The sequence below is a fragment of the Moraxella sp. K1664 genome, assembly GCF_039693965.1.
Taxonomy (GTDB): Bacteria; Pseudomonadota; Gammaproteobacteria; order Pseudomonadales; family Moraxellaceae; genus Moraxella.
This window is the reverse complement of record NZ_CP155576.1, coordinates 616,421-633,215: the sequence shown is the minus strand read 5'-3', so window position 1 is coordinate 633,215 and position 16,795 is coordinate 616,421. Positions and strand designations below refer to the sequence as shown.

The window sequence follows — 16,795 nt, the reverse complement described above, 5'->3', positions numbered from 1 at the left end:
ATACCAACAAAATTCATGGATAGCAATAGATTATGGTGGACTACCAAAGACAAGGAAAAGGGATAAAGCCTAGAAAAATCAAGGGCTATCGCACTGTTGTGGATAGCCCTAGACTGTTGTATGGTCGGAGTGGCGGGATTCGAACTCGCGACCCCTTGCACCCCATGCAAGTGCGCTACCAAGCTGCGCTACACCCCGAATAGGCGATTATTATAGCAGGTTTTTGTCAGATTGCAAGCGATTTTTAAATCATGTTTTGATCGTAAAGCAAAACCGCCCAATGAGATTTGAGCGGTTTCGTATGACGGTTCATCACGCCTGATTGTCATCAGATGATGGGTTATCAAGTGGAGCGTTATCATCGGCTTTGGGTTTGCGTTTGACGACTTCTGCCTTCTGGGCTGCCTTAGATGTTCTTTTGGCGGGGGTTTTGGCAGGTTTTGGGGTTTTTGCTTTGGCGGGCTTGGGCTTTTTGGGCGTTACCAAATTCAAAATCCCTGTTGGTTGTAACAGCTGACCTGAGACGCTCTCAATCATGTCCTTATAGCTGGTAGGACTGGTTTTGGTGGTCTCATCATGTGTCTTATTGTCAGCCTTATCATCTGCTTTGGGGGCTTGGGCGTCTGGTTTACCATCGTCTTTGGGTTCATCAGCTGGGCTGATGATGTCATCCAAGGCTTGCACCAAAGATTCTAAGGCGGATTCTGCGGATTCTAACACTTTATCCATGGTATCGCTGGCAGACTCTAACAAGCTCGGCTCGGTAGTGTCATTTGTGCTAGGCTCTGTCTTAGGGGGTAAAGGCTCAGCCATGTCGCCTGCTGGCAGGTCAGGGTTGTCCACAGGCTCAGGCTTGTGGGCTTCTGTGGCAGGGGCTGCCGTCTCATCTGCTACTACATTCGGGACAGATTTGCCTACCGTCTCATCAGAGATGGGTGGTGTGCCTAAGTCAGGGTGCTGACCACGGGGGTCGTTGCTGGCACGCTGAGCGATGGGACGTGGTATGGCTTCGGTTTTGCCTTGTCCGATGTGCCATGCACGCTGTGCGGTGGTATGCTCGGCAAAGTCTGCCAAATACTCGTCTGAGAGTGGGGCATAGCCATAGTTGGCGAACTGCTCGGCAAACGCCTGTTCGAACGCCTGCTCGCCGTCTGTCGCAGAGTGGGTCTCTGTGGGTTTGTCAGCGTGAATGGTATCTACCGCACGCAAAAAGTGTGCCACAAAGTCGTCACGCCATGCTTGGGGCAGGGTGTCGCCCAACACGCTTTGGATAAACTCACCTGCCGTGCCTGTGATGGTTGGGCGAGTTGTGGTGGGGGCTGGCTGTGCTTTGGTCAGACCGAGCTTCTCACGCAGGGCGACTGCCACGACTCGGGGGTCGTTGATTGCCTTGTTCATCTCTTGGGCGAGTGTGGTTAGGCGTTCTGCACTCACGACATCAGCGGTTGGCGTATCTGTCTGCTGTGTCATGTCAGGAGCATGGGTACTCACTTCATCTGCTTGGGCGGATGTGGCTTGCCCTGTTTGATTTGCTCCTATATCATCGTCAGGTGCAGTAACATCACCATCCACACCGATGGTCTCTGCCGCCACTTCTGCTTGCACTTCTGTTGGCACCGCCAAGTTTGCCACGTCGCTGTCTTTGCTAGGTTTATCGGCAGGTTCGGCTTTTTCAGCTCTGGTGCGTTTTGGCTTGGGTTTGCTGTTGTCTAGCGAGACATGCACCACATCGCCTGTCATCTCGGGCTCGGTGATGGGGCTGACGTGTAGCACCACTTCATCAGGGTTGGTAGATTTGCGTGTGCTACGGTCAGCTTTGGCAGGTTTGTCAGCACCTTTATCTGCTCTTGGCTCATGTTTTGATTCTGGCTTTGGCTCATGGGCTTGGGGCTTGGCTGTTGATTTGTCCATGCCCTTGTCTGTGCCTTTATCCGCCCCTTTGTCTGCTTTGTCGTGGGCTTTGCCTGACTGATGGCTGTTGGTATTTACCACGTCTGTTTTGTCGGCAGGTTGTAGTGTCTCGCCACGCACCGTCTCGCCACGAGGTTCACGCTGAGAGTGTGGCTCACGCTTGGGGTAGTCCTGTTCTTTTTTACGGCGGTCGGCTCTGTTTTTGTCCTTGTCGCTTTGGGTATCACGGACGGCTTCACGCTTTTCTGCCTTGTCGTTTTTGTCATCATTGGCAGGTTTGGTTTTTTTCTTGTATTTGTCATCACGCTCGGTGCGGGTGCCACGCTCGGCTTTGTCGGTTCTGTCAGACTTTTGGGGGGCTTTGTCTGGGGTACTCTCGCTAGCGGTGGGTAGGCTGATTTGTCCAAATGCACCCAAGCTACTTGCCCCACCATTGACGATGGATTCGATGGCGGCGGCAGCGTCTGCGTTATTTAAGGCATGAGTAAGGCGTGCCTGTGGCTTGGGAGCGAATAGGTTGGACAGCCATGCCACGGCTTTGACTTCTTGGGACTGTTTGGGGGTCTCTTGGGGGGCTTTGTCTCGTTTGTTGTCGCCTTTTTGGTCTTTGGCTTTGGTGGTGGCATTATCCGCCTTTTGCCAACGGTTTGCCACTGTGGTCGGTTCATCGGTTTTGGTTTGCCAATTCACTTCATAACCACGGTCAATGTTTTCACGTTCTTCAACATCAACAATCCGCTCATAGCTTGACGGGGCAAAGCCGTCTGGGTTGAAGTGCAGGCTAAAATTAGGACTTTCTAAATGAGCATGGGGCAAAATGGTAATGCGTGTGCCTGAGTCTTGTTCTAGATACACAAGGCTTTCACGTTTTTCATTAAGCAAAAAGGCGGCAATCTCGGTCGGCACTTCGGCTTGAATCTCGCCCATACGCTCTTTTAGGGCAATCTGCTCGATTTGTCGCATGATAGACAGAGCCAAAGAACGCAAATCCCGTATCATGCCATTGCCATGACAACGTGGGCACAGATAGCCTGTGGCTTCTTCTAGGGACGGACGCAGACGCTGACGGCTCATCTCCATCAGTCCAAATTTGCTAATCTCGGCAAACTGCACTCTGGCACGGTCGTAGCGTGTGGCATCAATTAAGCGTTTTTCCACGTCCTTTTGGTGCTGTGGGTCGTTCATGTCAATAAAGTCAATGACAATCAGACCGCCCATGTCTCTTAGGCGTAGCTGACGGGCAATCTCATCGGCGGCTTCTAGGTTGGTGTGGTAAGCGGTCTCGGAGACGTCCGAGCCTTTGGTGGACTTGGCGGAGTTGATGTCGATTGCCACCATTGCTTCGGTTTGGTCGATGACGATAGAGCCACCAGACGGCAGACGCACTTCACGCTGATAGGCGGTTTCAATCTGACGCTCAATGCCAAAGCGGGTAAATAGGGGTTCATAATCGGTATATTTACGCAATTTGCCCATTTGGGTTGGCATGACAGACGCAATAAAGTGAGCCGCTTCGTTATAGGCGTTCTCAGAGTCAATCCACACTTCGCCGATGTCATCACGCAGATAATCACGCACGGCACGAGTAACCACGCCTGCTTCTTGGTGAACAAGGCAGGGGCTTGGGCGAGTGCGGTTTTGTTCTAGGATAGATGACCACGCATCCAGCAGGTGGTTTAGGTCGTTTTGTAGGTCATCAAAGCCCTTGCCAATCCCTGCCGTGCGTACAATCACACTCATGCCACGGGGTATTGATAGACTGGCGATGATTTGCTTCATTTCATCACGCACTTTGCCTGAGATTTGACGGCTGATACCGCCCCCTTTGGCGTTGTTTGGCATGAGTACCAAATACCGCCCAGCCAGCGAGATGTAGGTGGACAAGGCAGCCCCTTTATTGCCACGTTCTTCTTTTTCGACTTGAACGATGACGCTGTCGCCTTCTTTGATGATGTCTCGGATATTGTCGGTGCGGGGGTTGCCTTTGAGATACTCGGGGGCAATCTCACGCAGGGGCAAAAAGCCCTGACGAGCCGAGCCGTATTCAACAAATACCGCTTCTAATGACGGCTCAACACGGGTGATATGTCCCTTGTAGATGTTGGCTTTTTTTTGTTCACGAGTGCGATTTTCTAGGTCAAAATCGTAAAGGTGGTGGTCTTTGCACAGTGCCACACGAATTTCTTCGTTGTGGGTGGCGTTGATAAGAATGCGTTTCATGATGTTCCTTAAAAAGTAAACATCAAGGCGGTAAGATAGGGCGTTGCCTATTAGACAAATGGTTGGGCTTTATGGTGTGTTAGGTTTGCAAAAATCGGATACATCAGCACCCTTGTTTTGGCTTTTTACAATAAAAATCTACAAAACTAAAAACCCATTTGGTAAATCATTACCAAATCAGTTCAACGCCTAAAAAATTGGTTGGGATTAACCCTTATCATACAGTCATCGCTTGCACCGATGAAACCAAACAGCAAATTCTACAAAAACAGTGTTTGTCTTGTGTTTTTGTGTGTGTTTGGCAAAAAATCTTACGCACCTTGATGTGCAAAATAAAAAATAGGTTTTGATTTAAAGGTGTGTCAACAAGAAAACCGTTCGCGGTGAGCTTGTCGAACCATAACGGTTTTCTGCCACCCTTCGACAAGCTCAGGGCGAACGGAAAACCTATCATTTTTTCAAATCATTACCGAAAAAATTATGGGCTACCTGTGATGAATATAAATAATCAATACCAAGATTATGTTTGGTATTTTTAATCAATACGCCATTTTTGGCAAAAATTTCACTTTTGTCATCACTTTATTTGGTAACGTGCTAAACTATATCAGATTTACCCAAATTTTCCTATCAAAATTTTAAAAATTTAACAATATGACCCAAAATTCCCCCAAAATGCCCCAATCGGCTGATGATGTGATTAGCGATTTTAGCCGTGTCAATTTTTTGACCGTAACCGCCAACCAAGACGGACAACGCATTGATAATTTTTTGCTCGCTCGCCTAAAAGGCTTGCCACGCTCGCACCTGTATAAGCTCATCAGAGATGATGAAATCCGCATCAACAAAAAACGCTGTAAGCCCCATGACCGCCTAAGCGTGGGCGATGTCGTGCGTGTCGCTCCCATTCGCCTGTCGGTGCGTGATGAGCCTGTGGTGTCGGACGACTTTGCCAAGGGTTTGCTTGGACGGGTGGTGTTTGAAAATGACGGCTTGATTGTGCTAAACAAACCGCATGGCTTGGCGGTGCATGGCGGAAGTGGCGAGAGTTTTGGGGTGATTGAAGCCATGCGAGTGGCAACGGGCAAAAAATATTTAGAACTCATCCATAGGATTGACAAAGACACGTCAGGGCTACTGCTGATTGCCAAAAAACGCAGTACTTTAAAAGACTTACAAGTCCATTTTAGAGAAAAAACCATACAAAAAGACTATCTGTGCGTGGTGCATGGGGCGGTCAAGAGCGGTCAAAAAATAGACAAACCGCTACTCAAATACACCCTAAAAAATGGCGAAAGACGGGTCAAGGTAGATAAAGACGGCAAACCGTCCCAAACCGTGATAGACGTGCTGGCGAGCTTTGAGATAGACGGCATGGCGGTAAGCCTTGTCAAGGCAAGTCCACTCACAGGACGCACGCACCAAATCCGTGTGCATATGGCAAGTATCGGTCATGCCTTGCTTGGCGATGACAAGTATCAGTCGCCCACGCAGGCAAGCCTTGCCACCCAAAAAGGCATAAAACGGCTGTGCCTACACGCTTGGCGGATTGCCGTGCCGAGTGATGACGGTGTGCAGGTGTTTGAAGCGGAGTTGCCTGATGATATCAGGGGGATTGTGGGGGATAGGGTTTAAAATTATGTATATATTTATCGCATAATAGAGAAAAAATAATGTAAAATGAGATAACTTAGAAACTTTTAATTCAGGGTTATGTATGGAACTTGACGAATTTTATGGTGATATTGCCGATTTGATTGACATTGCTGATGAAAGAGAAATCCCCCTTTCTCAAGTTCAAAATATTTTTAGAAATATTAGTAATGTATCTGCTCGTAACTTTTTTGGGCTTAAAAAACGCTTAAATGAGTTTTACGATGTAAAATTGCTTAATAACCTGAAAAATGACCTTGAAGAGCTTGTGCAGTCTCATATAAAATTTGATGATAAGATGATTACACTTATAAGAAATATCAGTTTAATTGATGTGGAAAGTAAGTTGCAACAAGCGTTTGGTACAGATTTTGAACCCGAACAGTATGCTTATTTAGCCTATAAGATTGAACAATTGTCAGAACATAAAAAGCTTTATCAGTTTAGTACCGTTCGGGAAATTAATGTTAGAGAATCGCTTAGTGTAAGCAGTCTAAGAGAAGAAATAGTGGAAGACTATCAAGAATTGATAGGTGTTAAAAAGATGAAATTGCACTGTTATGATTTTGTTCTTTTGGATTTTGAAAGAGATATTGCTGTTTTGGGTGTTGATCTTGCACAGATTTTGGGTGCAAACGAAGTAAATATCGCCAATCTAAACTTTGCAAATTTCTTAAATAAAGAATTAAATATCAAGATTGAGAATAATCAAAAAATTGATTTGTTTCCAAAAATAAAATATTTCTATAATCTACCAAAAGATGATTCCAATGGTGTTATCGAAATATACTTTATGACGGATGAAGGGACGGCTCACCATGAAACAGCTCGGGGCAATACAAGAGATTTGCGTACAGCGACCTATCACTCATCAGGCGTTCAAGGTTTAAGAAAGATAAAATCTTTGAATGAAATGCTTAATGCTGATATTAGTGCATGCCGTATTACATCTAAATTTTATCAAGAATACAGTGAATTGCAAATCGCTCTAAAAAGTAGCTATGTGGCTATCAACACAAGTAATGGCTCTCATCTCTATGAGGCTTTAACCTATGGTGCAAGAAGTTTGGAACAGTTTGATTTTGTTTTAGACAAACTGCTGAAAAAATAAAATAGTGGGTATTATTATGCAGAGCATAGATTTTTTATCTGATGTTAAAGATAAAATAAAAGAAAGTCGTATCAGTGATGATATGGCTAAAGTTTGTTTTGCGATTATTGATTATCTTTCTACTGAACCTGACAAAAAAACTCATCTAACTTTTGCACGTCTTTATGATATTAGTCCAAAAGTTGATGAAAATACGTTTTATAATGCAGTATTTTTATTAACCAGACATAAATTTGGAGTGTTGGAGCAGAACTTTGAGGCAATAAACTGTCGTGGTGATTACCAAATTGTTCCAGATAAGCAACAAATTATTGATGATATTAAAGAAAAAGAATTTTTTAATCCTTTTACGGGTAAGGAGCTGTCTGAGCAGGAGTTTGGAGAGCAGGTGTTAACTTTTTTTTCCCCAACTCAGAAAATGATGCAAGCTGTTAATTATGTCTAAAATATTAAAAAACCCTACATTATCTAATCCTGCTATCAGAAATCTTAGTATTCTTAATCCTAAAAATTACGAAGAATTTTTGGAATTATTGTATAACGATATTGATTTTATTATCAAGAAGTTTGCTAAATCCAAAGATAAATACGCTCAAGGCATGAGGGATAATTCTAGAAATGGTGAGGATTTAATAAATACAATCATTTGTGATATGCTGGAAATGTGTGGCTGGATGGCAAGGCATGACACTTCTGTTAATGGTCATGCGGATATTGTTGTGGAGCTGTCGGGTGAAGACTATCAATGGATTGGCGAGGGTAAAATAAAAGGGAGTAATAGTAAAATTTATGATGGTTTTAAACAGTTAATGTACCGATACTCTACTGGTCTGCATAACGAAAATGCAGGGGGTGTGTTGATTTATATAAATCAAAGCTCTAAGAGTCAGTTAGATATACTTAATGATTGGCAAAAGTTTTTATCAAATAAAAATGAAACTGTCAGCGATGATAATGATGAAATGCCTTATGTTAATGTTATTGATATTGTCTATGACTCAAAGAATCCTTTAGTGTTTTATAGCAATCATAAACATCCTTCATCGGGATTGGATTATACAATTAGACATATGGTAATGGACTTTAGATATCAACCAAAAGACTGATAATTAAAACGGTTAATTTCATACTCTCGCACCCATTCACTGCGAATTTGACGTTCATATTCCAAACCGTCAATGTTCTTACCTTGCAAAATCCCTGCAACCGCCATAAGGCTATCTTTCGGTTTCTCTCCACTCAATGTGCCGATGACTTTACCGTGATTGGTAAATGCTACCGTTTGCCCTTGTTCTACCGCTAGGATTTGCTGTTGAACCACTTGGGGCAATAGGCTGATTTCTATAACCATAATGCTACTCTTTGATGTTGATTTACATAACCCTATTGTAAAACACCCACCACCCCAAATCAACCCAATTTCCCCAAAAAGCCCTAGACAATTTGCCAATTTTATTTTACAGTAGTCATTTATATTTTTTGGAAAAACCGCCATGAAACCTGTAATGATAGACACCACCGCCCGCCATGAAGCCATTGCCAAATCCATTCACGACACAGGACTGTCCCGTGATGAGCTTTTGGGGGCGATAGACTTGGGGTCAAACAGTTTTCACTTGGCAATCGCTCGGCTTGACCATGGCGAAGTCCGCCGTATCGCCAGCATTTCTGAAAAAGTGCAACTGGGGGCAGGGCTTGATGAAAACAACGTCTTATCCGAAGAAGCCATGGAGCGTGGCATTGACTGCCTAAAACGCTTTTTGCCCCATGTTAGCGAAATCAGCCCCGACCGCCTAAGGGTGGTGGCAACCAACGCCCTAAGAAAGGCGGTGAACGCCCAAGAATTTATCCGCCGTGCCAATGCCTTTTTGCCAAAGCCCATTGAAGTCATCGCAGGGCGTGAAGAAGCTCGCCTTATCTATCTTGGCGTGTCGCACTCCAACGCCAGTACCGACAAACGCCTTGTCATTGACATCGGTGGGGGCAGTACCGAATTTATCATCGGACAAGGGTTTGAACCCATTGAAATGGAAAGTTTGCAAATGGGCTGTGTGTCTTTTACCCGTAAATTTTTTGCAGACGGACGTATCAGCGAGCGTGCGTTTGACGGGGCGATGACGGCAACCCAAACCGAGCTTTTGAGCATTGCCAAACGCTACAAAAAAACAGGCTGGGATAATGCCATTGCGTCATCGGGTACGGCAAAGGCGTGTAAACTTGTGCTAGAAGAGCTAGGGTTTGCCAAAGACGTCATCACGCTGGACGGCATGATAAAATTAAAAAAACACCTAATCAAACTTGGCAACATTGATAAAATCGCCTTTGAAGGGGTAAAAGCTCATCGCCAAGCGGTATTTCCAGCAGGAGTGGCAGAGCTGTTGGCAATCATGCAAACGCTTGATATTAAAGAGCTTTATTATTCGGACGGGGCGTTGCGTGAAGGCGTGATGTACGATATGCTCGGGCGACTTGACAACGAAGACGTGCGAGACCGTTCGGTGTCTGCCCTTGCCGAGCGGTATTCGGTGGATTTTAAGCAGGCGGGGCGGGTCATGACGACTTGTGGGCGACTGTTTGACATGGTCAAGGCAGATTTGGGCTTTGATGATGAAGACAGGGACTTGCTCCGCCGTGCGTCCAATTTGCATGAGGTTGGGCTTGCCGTGGGTCATAGCAACTATCAGCGTCATAGTGCGTATTTGTTGGAATTCTCAGACATTGCAGGCTTTGCTCAATCAGGGCAGGCGAGCATGGCTCAAATTGCCCTAAACCACAGACGAAAACTTAAATCCGAAAACCTAGATATTATTGAAAACCTAGGCGGTCGCAAACTTGCCTATCTGTGCCTGATTTTACGCCTTGCCGTTACCGCCAACCACTCACGCACCATAAAATCCGCCCCCATTTATCTGTCGGTCATGGATAAAGACAAAGACCATTGGAAAATCACGCTAGGCGACGGCTTGCACAAAGAGCTTATCAGCAGTCAGCTTACCGCCGACATTGCTCAGTTTGCCAAATGGGGCGTGAAATTGTCGGTGGTGGGGTAAATCCATGACCGTATACAAGAGCAATGATGATATTCCGAGCCGTATGAGCATTCCCTTGCCGTTTGTCATCATGCGTGAGAATGCTACCAAAGAGCGATTTGCAGAGTATTATAAAAAAGACAATCTGCATGGTTGGTTGTTTTGTGCTTTGGTGGTGATAGGGCAACTGTTTGTGTTGGGTCTTTTGTTATCTTTGGGTAATTCGATACTGGATATTATTTGGTTTTGGCTTCTACTCATCGTGATGTTTGCGGTCATTTCAATGATTGACAAATACCAATATAAAAAGCAATTAAAAGTAATTAAGAATCTACCAAAAATCACTCCTTTTATTGCCATTAATCATCAAGACGTGCGTGTGTATGACCCTTTTGGTGAAGAGCTTGTGGCTATGCCGATTGATAAGATAGGAAGTGTTTATATTTCTAAGGGCAATCTGTCGTTTGCGATAAGTTATAAAAAGTCATTGTGGCATGATTTTTCTTATGTAATCAGTTCCAATGAAATGGGGGCGACTTTTTATTTTGAACATCAAAATGAAAAATACATTCCCGAAAGTCTCAAAAGTTGCGTTTGGATAATTAGCAACATGGTAAAAATGCTCCAACAAGACCCAATCGCCAGCCATTTCCCTTTTGTTAAGAAAAACTACACCAATGGGCGAGCGTGGGACGACCCCTAAACCATTTCCCAAACCCCAAAAAGTATGCTAAACTATATAAGTTTACATTTGTAATATTTATCAAGGACAAAATTATGAGCCAACCTGTGAGCGTTTGGGAAAGTGTCAAACTTGCCCGCCATGCCGACCGTCCACTATTTTTGGATTATGTCAAGACGCTGTTTACCGAGTTTGATGAGTTGCATGGCGACCGTGCATTTGCAGACGACCGTGCGATTTTGGGCGGTCTTGCTCGTTTTGACGGCAAGCCTGTCATGGTCATCGGTCAGCACCGTGGGCGTTCTACTCGTGAGCGGATTACCCACAATTTTGGCATGGCAAGCCCCGAAGGCTATCGCAAGGTCATTCGCCTTGTGCAAATGGCGGAGCGTTTTGGTTTGCCTGTTTTGACGTTCATTGACACCCCAGGGGCGTACCCTGGTGTCGGAGCAGAAGAGCGTGGGCAAGCAGAAGCCATTGCCAAAGCGATTGCGGTATTTAGTAGTCTCAACACCCCAATCATCGCTACCGTCATCGGCGAAGGCGGTTCGGGCGGGGCGTTAGCCATTGGCGTGGCGGATAAGGTCAATATGCTCCAAAACAGCATTTATTCGGTCATTTCCCCCGAAGGCTGTGCATCTATTCTATGGAAAACCGCCGAAAAAGCCCCTGATGCGTCCGAAGCCTTGAAACTGTCAGCAAATAATTTGCACCAGTTGGGGCTGATTGACGAAGTCGTGGACGAAGGGGCTGGCGGACACATTGAGCCTGATGTGGTGATGACAAATTTAAAAAATTTGTTAAATCATCAGCTTAACGAGCTTGAAATGCTGGGCAAAAATGAGCTGTTGTCTGGGCGGTATGAGCGTTTGATGAAATTTAATTCTAAAATTTCGCTGTGATTGTGATGTCCGCAAAACCGCCAAAAAGGGCGGTTTATTATTGTCCTACCCACAACACGGGCAAAATTTGCTATAATACCACGTTTTATCCAGACCGACCGCCATGACCGCATACGCCCCCACCGATGAGCAATTATCCGCCCTAAATATGGCGATGACAGGCGATTCCTTTAAAATCGTGGCGTATGCAGGGGCAGGCAAGACCACGACGCTCAAACTCATCAGTGAGAATTTGCGTGGGCGTGGGCTGTATTTGGCATTTAACAAATCCATCGCCAGCGAAGCCCAAGGCAAATTTCCCCCCAATGTCAAATGCCAAACCTTTCACTCGCTCGCCTATCGCCATGTGCCACGGGGTATTACCGCCAAAGTGAGCCTGCCACGGCTGACCCCTGCTAGGCTGGCAACGGAGCTTGGCTTGACCGCCATCGAAGTAGAGCGAAGTTTTGACGGGGTCAAAAAATCCGTGGTGCTGACCCCTGCCAAACTTGCTAATATCATCAGCGAAGCCATCATCACGTTTTGTAAGACGTCATCTGCCTATCCTGCCCCACGCCACATCACGCCCCCATCTTGGCTGTCGGATGCTGACAAGGCACGCTTGCAAGAGCTACTCTATCCTGCCTTTGAATATCGCTGGCTGTCGTCCATCGACCCACGCCACAGTGCAGGGATAGGGCATGATGTCTATCTAAAACTGTGGACACTCTCAAGTCCCATCATTCCTGCCGACTTCATCCTGTTTGATGAAGCCCAAGATGCCGACCCACTCATGATGGGGGCGTTATTACAACAAAATAAGCAGACCATCTATGTCGGGGATGCTCATCAGCAGATTTATGAATGGCGGGGGGCGACCAATGCGATGAAACGCTTGCCCTATCCTGCCACCTTGCTCACGCAGTCGTTTCGCTTTGGCGATGAGATTGCCAAAGTTGCCAATATTTTTTTAAAGGCATTACAAGAAGAGATTCCCCTAAAAGGCAACCCTGCCAAACATTCGATGACCGCACGCCTGTTGGCAAATGGACAAAAAGATGCCATCCTGTGTCGCACCAATGCCAACGCCATGGCACGTCTGTTGGCAGGGCAAAAGATGGGGCATAAAGTCGCCTTGCAAGCTGACAGTGCAAGGATGCTACGATTTTGCCAAGGGGCGGACAGCTTAAAACATGGCAAATCCGCCTATGGCACGCCCGAGCTTGCTTTTTTTAGTCATTGGGGCGAAGTCCAAGAATTTAGCGAGACAGGCGAAGGCAGTGACCTAAAAACATGGGTGCGACTCATCGAAGAGCATGGCACCAAGACCATCACATCCGCCATCAATAACCTAACCACGCACTCGCACGCTGACTATGTTGTCTCTACCGCCCACAAATCCAAAGGGCTAGAATGGGGTCGGGTGCAGATAGATGATGATTTTTTGTACGATGTCAATCGCCAAACGGTCAAAATCAGCCCCGAAGAGCTACGCCTGCTCTATGTCGCCTGCACTCGGGGCAGGGATGTGCTGGACGTGGACGGCATTAAGGAGCTGTTGGCAGGACTGGTAAGCGGTAAGAAATTGGTGTATGGGTAGGGTAATGGGTGTGGCGAGTAAAATTGGAGGATAACTTGGGGTAATTTGTTGCACCCATTTTAAAAAAAGGGCGTGTATGCCACGCCCCACAGTCTTTTTTGGTGTGTATTTGATAAATGAGATGTTATTTACCAGACTTACCAAACTTTTTGCCAAATGTCTTATTGGTAAAATCAACCGCTTTATTTAGATAAGGACGAGCCTGCTCAAAATACGGCTTGGCTTGTTTGACATAATCAGCATAAGGTTCAGGCAAGCTCGCCCCTTGTTTGGCAACACCTGCAAACCACAGCACGAGCTTATAGTCACCCGAGATAACCACATCACCATCTTGGACGGCACTCATAAAACTTGCGATGTCGCCTTTGGTGAGTAGTCGCACGCCCGTCATGGAGTCTTTAAAATCAATGGTCAAATCGGCATGTCTGGCAGTCCCCAATGCCTGCCCAAAATGCCCATCAACAAAGCGGTAGTAGCGTGCCACGTCATCGCCACTTTTAAATTGAATGGCAAGTTCTTTGTCTTTGACTAGGTTGTGATAAGTTTCGTTATCGCCCTTGGATAGGGATGACAGTCGCAGTCCCAAGCCATATAGCAGGGCGTCCAAAGGGTCGGTTTTTACGTCAATGATGGGTAAAGTTGGCATGATGTTCTCAAAATAGCAAAAAATAATACTCTAACGCAAATCCGAGCGTTTATAAAGTGTTTTTTGGTAACTTGTCTTTGATGTATCGCTCGGGGTGTCGCTCGGGCTTATCGTTTATCAAAGCGATGACCCATGGCATACAGCACGCCTTCTAGTCCTGTGATATTGACTGATGCATCGGCTTTAACACGTACGATGGGCTTGGCTTTATAAGCAACACCAATGTCACTAATCGCCATCATCGGCAAATCGTTTGCCCCATCGCCCACGCACACCACTTCTTCCATGTCTATCGCCATCTTGTCAGCGACATGAGCGACGATGCGGGCTTTGGCTTTGCCATCAATGATGCCACGCTCGACCCCACCTGTCAGCTTACCGCCTGTTGCCAGTAGGGGGTTGGCATGATATTCATCCATGCCCAACGTCTCGGCAACGTATTTGGCAAATGGGGTAAAGCCTCCCGATATCAGCACCGTGCGACAGCCTTTGCTTTTTAGAGCTTTGATGGTGGCAAATGCTCCCTCTGAGAAGCTGATGTGGTCTTTGATAATCTCATCAACCACCGAGACATCCACTCCCTCTAAGAGTGCCACACGTTTGGCAAAACTTTCATTAAAATCTATCTCACCACGCATGGCAGATTCGGTAATCTCTGCAACCTTGTCCGCCACGCCAGCAATGCGTGCCAACTCAACGATAACCTCTTGATGAATGAGCGTTGAATCCATGTCAAAGCAGACAAGTTTATGACGACGGAGCGTTTGGGCGATAGAAAGGATGTGAACGTCAATATAGCCTTTTTTAAACTGAGTCAACTGCTCGGGCGTGAGTTCGGATATTTGTCCTGTCTCATCAACTTGAAATTGATAATTAGGCTTGGGTTTTAACACCTTTCTTAGATAAGCCGTCAGCTGTTCGTCAATGATATGGGCGACCGCCTCACGCTTGTCGGCACTCATCTCTTTGTGGTCAGTTGGGATGAGCAGATAGCGATACACTGCCACGTCCGAGAGATGCTCATGTGTGCCTATCAGGTGTGCGTTGGCGACTGCCGTCTCATCATCAAAAACCGCCACCGCTTGCCAACCCCTTTGCTCACTGCTCCATGCTTGCACCACCTCATCCATCTGCCGACCGCTGTCCGTCAGCTCATCAACTGCTGTCTTTGCCACGACCAAGATGATGGCAAACACAGGCAACTGTTTTAGAGCCTGAATACTGCCTGTTGTACCCTCAGGCAAAAGATGTGCCACACGGTCAATGGCATTTTGCCATGCCTTAGAATCTTTGGGAAGTGCGTAAGTATTCATCGTTAGTACTCGTTATTGTTGATGTTGCGTTTTATTGTAACATTTTTAGCTAGGCAATGAAAAGTTAAAAATGGCATGAGTGTTAATTACTCAGATTTTATAACAATTTGGTCAATATTATGTAAAATTTTATCCAAATCATGCCGGCATGAGTTTAAGTGCTTAAAATTTCACAAAAAAAATGATAAAATCTACACCCTATTTGTCCACATGCCCAATGAACGATTCATCATGACCTATCCTGCCCCCCGTCACGGCTTATTTGCTGTTTTTATTTTGGTAAGTTTAACCCTAAATTTGCTGTTTTTTGTCATCAGTAACGAGCGACAGCAAAAAGAGCGTTATGAGCGTAGCATACAGGCGGAAGCGGTGGCGATTGCCGAAGAGTTGTCTGCACCGCTTAGCATTAACGACCGCATTAGCATGAGCGTGGTGGCAAATCGCTACATTCGGGGCGATGACGTGGCATTTGTGGGGGTGTATGATGTGAATGACAATCTGCTCGTGCCTGTGGGTAAAGAGACACAGGGGCATGCGGTCAAAGAAGTGGTGACAGGCAGTCAAAGCGTACTGGGCTATGTGACGGTACAGACGCATGAGATTAATCGAGCCAAGATTATCTCTGATAACTGGATGTATCTGGTGGGGGTGGCGTTTTTACATGCACTGCTATTGCTCATTTATGGCTATGTGGCACGCCCGACCGACGCCATTCGCATTGAGATTTCCCATGACGTGCGTAACCGCCTGCTTGCCAAGGGACTGCTGTATGATGTCAATCAAAAGAACCACGCCCACAGCAGTGGCGACCCCATCGGCACTCAAACAGGCTCATCTGGCACACCTCACGCCAAGCATGACACGCCCCCTGCCCAATCTGAGCCGTCACATCAAACGCAAAGCGAGCATACTTATGTCATCCAAGCCCGCTTTGACGACCCCAATGACCTGCTTGCCACGGTGGGCAATCAGACCAAAAACGTCTATTTTTCACTGTGTCATCAGCTACTGAGTAAGGCGACCACAGAACTGCTTGCCTTGCCAGTGTTTCATGGGGTCAGCGTAGAGAGTATTTTGCCCTTTGATGACCAAGGCTGTCGTATCGTGCTGTCAGGTAAGGATAAATATAGCAAATCCGCCCTAGCATCCATCCTGCTGGCACGGCTGGCACTCATGCTTAATCAAACCATCTATGACAAGCACCGTGAACTCAAACGCTTTGCCCTGCCCATGCGTACTTATGTTAGCGACATCGCCCGTCAAGATGAAGTGGTGGGCGTGGGGATAAAACACCGTAAAACGCCATTGGTACTACTGCCAAACCGTGTCGTCACGGGTCTGTCGCCCCATGGTAATTTTCTAAAACTTGCCGATCCGATTAGTGTTGCCGAGCGTGAATGCCGTCATCTAAGACATGTGAGTATCTCTCATGCCGAGACATTGGAGCGAGTGCGAGACAAAGTATTGCTGTCTGGCTAATGGATAAAAATGGGGGATGGTAGGGCGTGTTGAATCTTTGTATTTGCAATGAAAAATGCCTGTTTAAAAAAGCAGGGAAATCGCACGTTTTTCAAGGAAAAAGTGAAGTTTGATAGTCATTCTATCAAACGAGCTTTTGACGATGAAAAACAATCCGACCACTTAATTTAAAAAATTGAGTTAAAATCTTGAAAATTTACCCGATTAAGTGGTCGGATAGCCATTTTTCATGCAAAAACGATTAGTTTTTTCTAAAATATTTCTATATTA

Annotated in this window: 13 protein-coding genes and 1 tRNA gene; 9 read left to right on the top strand and 5 right to left on the bottom strand. The window is 46.1% G+C overall.

The annotated features are described in order from the left end of the window. Nucleotides 1-121 precede the first annotated feature (121 nt). Both AAHK14_RS03355 and AAHK14_RS03350 read right to left on the bottom strand, forming a co-directional pair. Nucleotides 122-198: transfer RNA gene (locus AAHK14_RS03355), tRNA-Pro, on the bottom strand. 114 nt (nucleotides 199-312) lie between these two features. Continuing rightward, nucleotides 313-4,131: an Rne/Rng family ribonuclease gene (locus tag AAHK14_RS03350; RefSeq protein ID WP_065256625.1), complete on the bottom strand. Its 3,819-nt coding sequence runs from the start codon at nucleotides 4,129-4,131 to the stop codon at nucleotides 313-315. 654 nt (nucleotides 4,132-4,785) lie between these two features. Here AAHK14_RS03350 and AAHK14_RS03345 point away from each other — a divergent pair. The 4 genes from AAHK14_RS03345 to AAHK14_RS03330 all read left to right on the top strand — a co-directional run bounded on the left by AAHK14_RS03345 (nucleotide 4,786) and on the right by AAHK14_RS03330 (nucleotide 8,001). Then, nucleotides 4,786-5,766: an RluA family pseudouridine synthase gene (locus tag AAHK14_RS03345; RefSeq protein WP_065256624.1), complete on the top strand. Its 981-nt coding sequence runs from the start codon at nucleotides 4,786-4,788 to the stop codon at nucleotides 5,764-5,766. An 82-nt stretch (nucleotides 5,767-5,848) separates the two neighbouring features. Continuing rightward, nucleotides 5,849-6,895, top strand: a complete 1,047-nt coding sequence (locus AAHK14_RS03340) for a hypothetical protein (protein WP_065256623.1) — start codon at nucleotides 5,849-5,851, stop codon at nucleotides 6,893-6,895. Between the two features lie 16 nt (nucleotides 6,896-6,911). After that, a complete protein-coding gene (locus AAHK14_RS03335; protein ID WP_065256622.1) occupies nucleotides 6,912-7,340 on the top strand; it encodes a hypothetical protein in 429 nt (142 codons plus the stop codon). After that, nucleotides 7,333-8,001: a hypothetical protein gene (locus tag AAHK14_RS03330; protein WP_065256621.1), complete on the top strand. Its 669-nt coding sequence runs from the start codon at nucleotides 7,333-7,335 to the stop codon at nucleotides 7,999-8,001. Before AAHK14_RS03335 ends, AAHK14_RS03330 begins: the two co-directional genes overlap by 8 nt. Here the strand turns inward: AAHK14_RS03330 and AAHK14_RS03325 are convergent. Next, nucleotides 7,986-8,246, bottom strand: coding sequence for a hypothetical protein (locus AAHK14_RS03325; protein WP_156065195.1), 261 nt, complete (start codon nucleotides 8,244-8,246; stop codon nucleotides 7,986-7,988). The genes AAHK14_RS03330 and AAHK14_RS03325 overlap by 16 nt on opposite strands. Nucleotides 8,247-8,388: 142 nt before the next feature. Between AAHK14_RS03325 and ppx the strand changes: the two genes are divergently transcribed. The 4 genes from ppx to AAHK14_RS03305 all read left to right on the top strand — a co-directional run bounded on the left by ppx (nucleotide 8,389) and on the right by AAHK14_RS03305 (nucleotide 13,087). Continuing rightward, nucleotides 8,389-9,945: an exopolyphosphatase gene (ppx, locus tag AAHK14_RS03320; RefSeq protein WP_065256619.1), complete on the top strand. Its 1,557-nt coding sequence runs from the start codon at nucleotides 8,389-8,391 to the stop codon at nucleotides 9,943-9,945. A 4-nt stretch (nucleotides 9,946-9,949) separates the two neighbouring features. Beyond that, nucleotides 9,950-10,627 carry a hypothetical protein gene (locus AAHK14_RS03315; RefSeq protein WP_065256618.1) on the top strand — a complete coding sequence of 226 codons (678 nt, stop codon included), beginning with the start codon at nucleotides 9,950-9,952 and terminating at the stop codon, nucleotides 10,625-10,627. A 74-nt stretch (nucleotides 10,628-10,701) separates the two neighbouring features. Beyond that, nucleotides 10,702-11,508 (top strand): acetyl-CoA carboxylase carboxyltransferase subunit alpha, encoded by an 807-nt coding sequence (locus AAHK14_RS03310; RefSeq protein ID WP_065256617.1) that lies wholly within the window; start codon nucleotides 10,702-10,704, stop codon nucleotides 11,506-11,508. Between the two features lie 103 nt (nucleotides 11,509-11,611). Next, complete coding sequence (locus tag AAHK14_RS03305; protein WP_065256616.1) at nucleotides 11,612-13,087, top strand: UvrD-helicase domain-containing protein; 1,476 nt, start codon at nucleotides 11,612-11,614, stop codon at nucleotides 13,085-13,087. A 124-nt stretch (nucleotides 13,088-13,211) separates the two neighbouring features. On the opposite strand, the gene AAHK14_RS03300 is transcribed toward AAHK14_RS03305, so the two are convergent. Together AAHK14_RS03300 and serB are read right to left on the bottom strand one after the other, a co-directional pair. Further along, a complete protein-coding gene (locus AAHK14_RS03300; protein WP_062500574.1) occupies nucleotides 13,212-13,733 on the bottom strand; it encodes a hypothetical protein in 522 nt (173 codons plus the stop codon). A 107-nt stretch (nucleotides 13,734-13,840) separates the two neighbouring features. Beyond that, nucleotides 13,841-15,046, bottom strand: coding sequence for a phosphoserine phosphatase SerB (gene serB / locus AAHK14_RS03295; protein WP_065256615.1), 1,206 nt, complete (start codon nucleotides 15,044-15,046; stop codon nucleotides 13,841-13,843). A 231-nt stretch (nucleotides 15,047-15,277) separates the two neighbouring features. Here serB and AAHK14_RS03290 point away from each other — a divergent pair, with 231 nt between their 5' ends. Further along, complete coding sequence (locus AAHK14_RS03290; RefSeq protein WP_156065192.1) at nucleotides 15,278-16,525, top strand: hypothetical protein; 1,248 nt, start codon at nucleotides 15,278-15,280, stop codon at nucleotides 16,523-16,525. Nucleotides 16,526-16,795: the final 270 nt, after the last annotated feature.

Excerpts from the sequence above, each read along its gene's own strand:
- AAHK14_RS03350 (WP_065256625.1), bottom strand. The coding sequence starts at position 4,131 with ATGAAACGCATTCTTATCAACGCCACCCACAACGAAGAAATTCGTGTG.
- AAHK14_RS03345 (WP_065256624.1), top strand. The coding sequence starts at position 4,786 with ATGACCCAAAATTCCCCCAAAATGCCCCAATCGGCTGATGATGTGATT.
- AAHK14_RS03340 (WP_065256623.1), top strand. The coding sequence starts at position 5,849 with ATGGAACTTGACGAATTTTATGGTGATATTGCCGATTTGATTGACATT.
- AAHK14_RS03335 (WP_065256622.1), top strand. The coding sequence starts at position 6,912 with ATGCAGAGCATAGATTTTTTATCTGATGTTAAAGATAAAATAAAAGAA.
- AAHK14_RS03330 (WP_065256621.1), top strand. The coding sequence starts at position 7,333 with ATGTCTAAAATATTAAAAAACCCTACATTATCTAATCCTGCTATCAGA.
- AAHK14_RS03325 (WP_156065195.1), bottom strand. The coding sequence starts at position 8,246 with ATGGTTATAGAAATCAGCCTATTGCCCCAAGTGGTTCAACAGCAAATC.
- ppx (WP_065256619.1), top strand. The coding sequence starts at position 8,389 with ATGAAACCTGTAATGATAGACACCACCGCCCGCCATGAAGCCATTGCC.
- AAHK14_RS03315 (WP_065256618.1), top strand. The coding sequence starts at position 9,950 with ATGACCGTATACAAGAGCAATGATGATATTCCGAGCCGTATGAGCATT.
- AAHK14_RS03310 (WP_065256617.1), top strand. The coding sequence starts at position 10,702 with ATGAGCCAACCTGTGAGCGTTTGGGAAAGTGTCAAACTTGCCCGCCAT.
- AAHK14_RS03305 (WP_065256616.1), top strand. The coding sequence starts at position 11,612 with ATGACCGCATACGCCCCCACCGATGAGCAATTATCCGCCCTAAATATG.
- AAHK14_RS03300 (WP_062500574.1), bottom strand. The coding sequence starts at position 13,733 with ATGCCAACTTTACCCATCATTGACGTAAAAACCGACCCTTTGGACGCC.
- serB (WP_065256615.1), bottom strand. The coding sequence starts at position 15,046 with ATGAATACTTACGCACTTCCCAAAGATTCTAAGGCATGGCAAAATGCC.
- AAHK14_RS03290 (WP_156065192.1), top strand. The coding sequence starts at position 15,278 with ATGACCTATCCTGCCCCCCGTCACGGCTTATTTGCTGTTTTTATTTTG.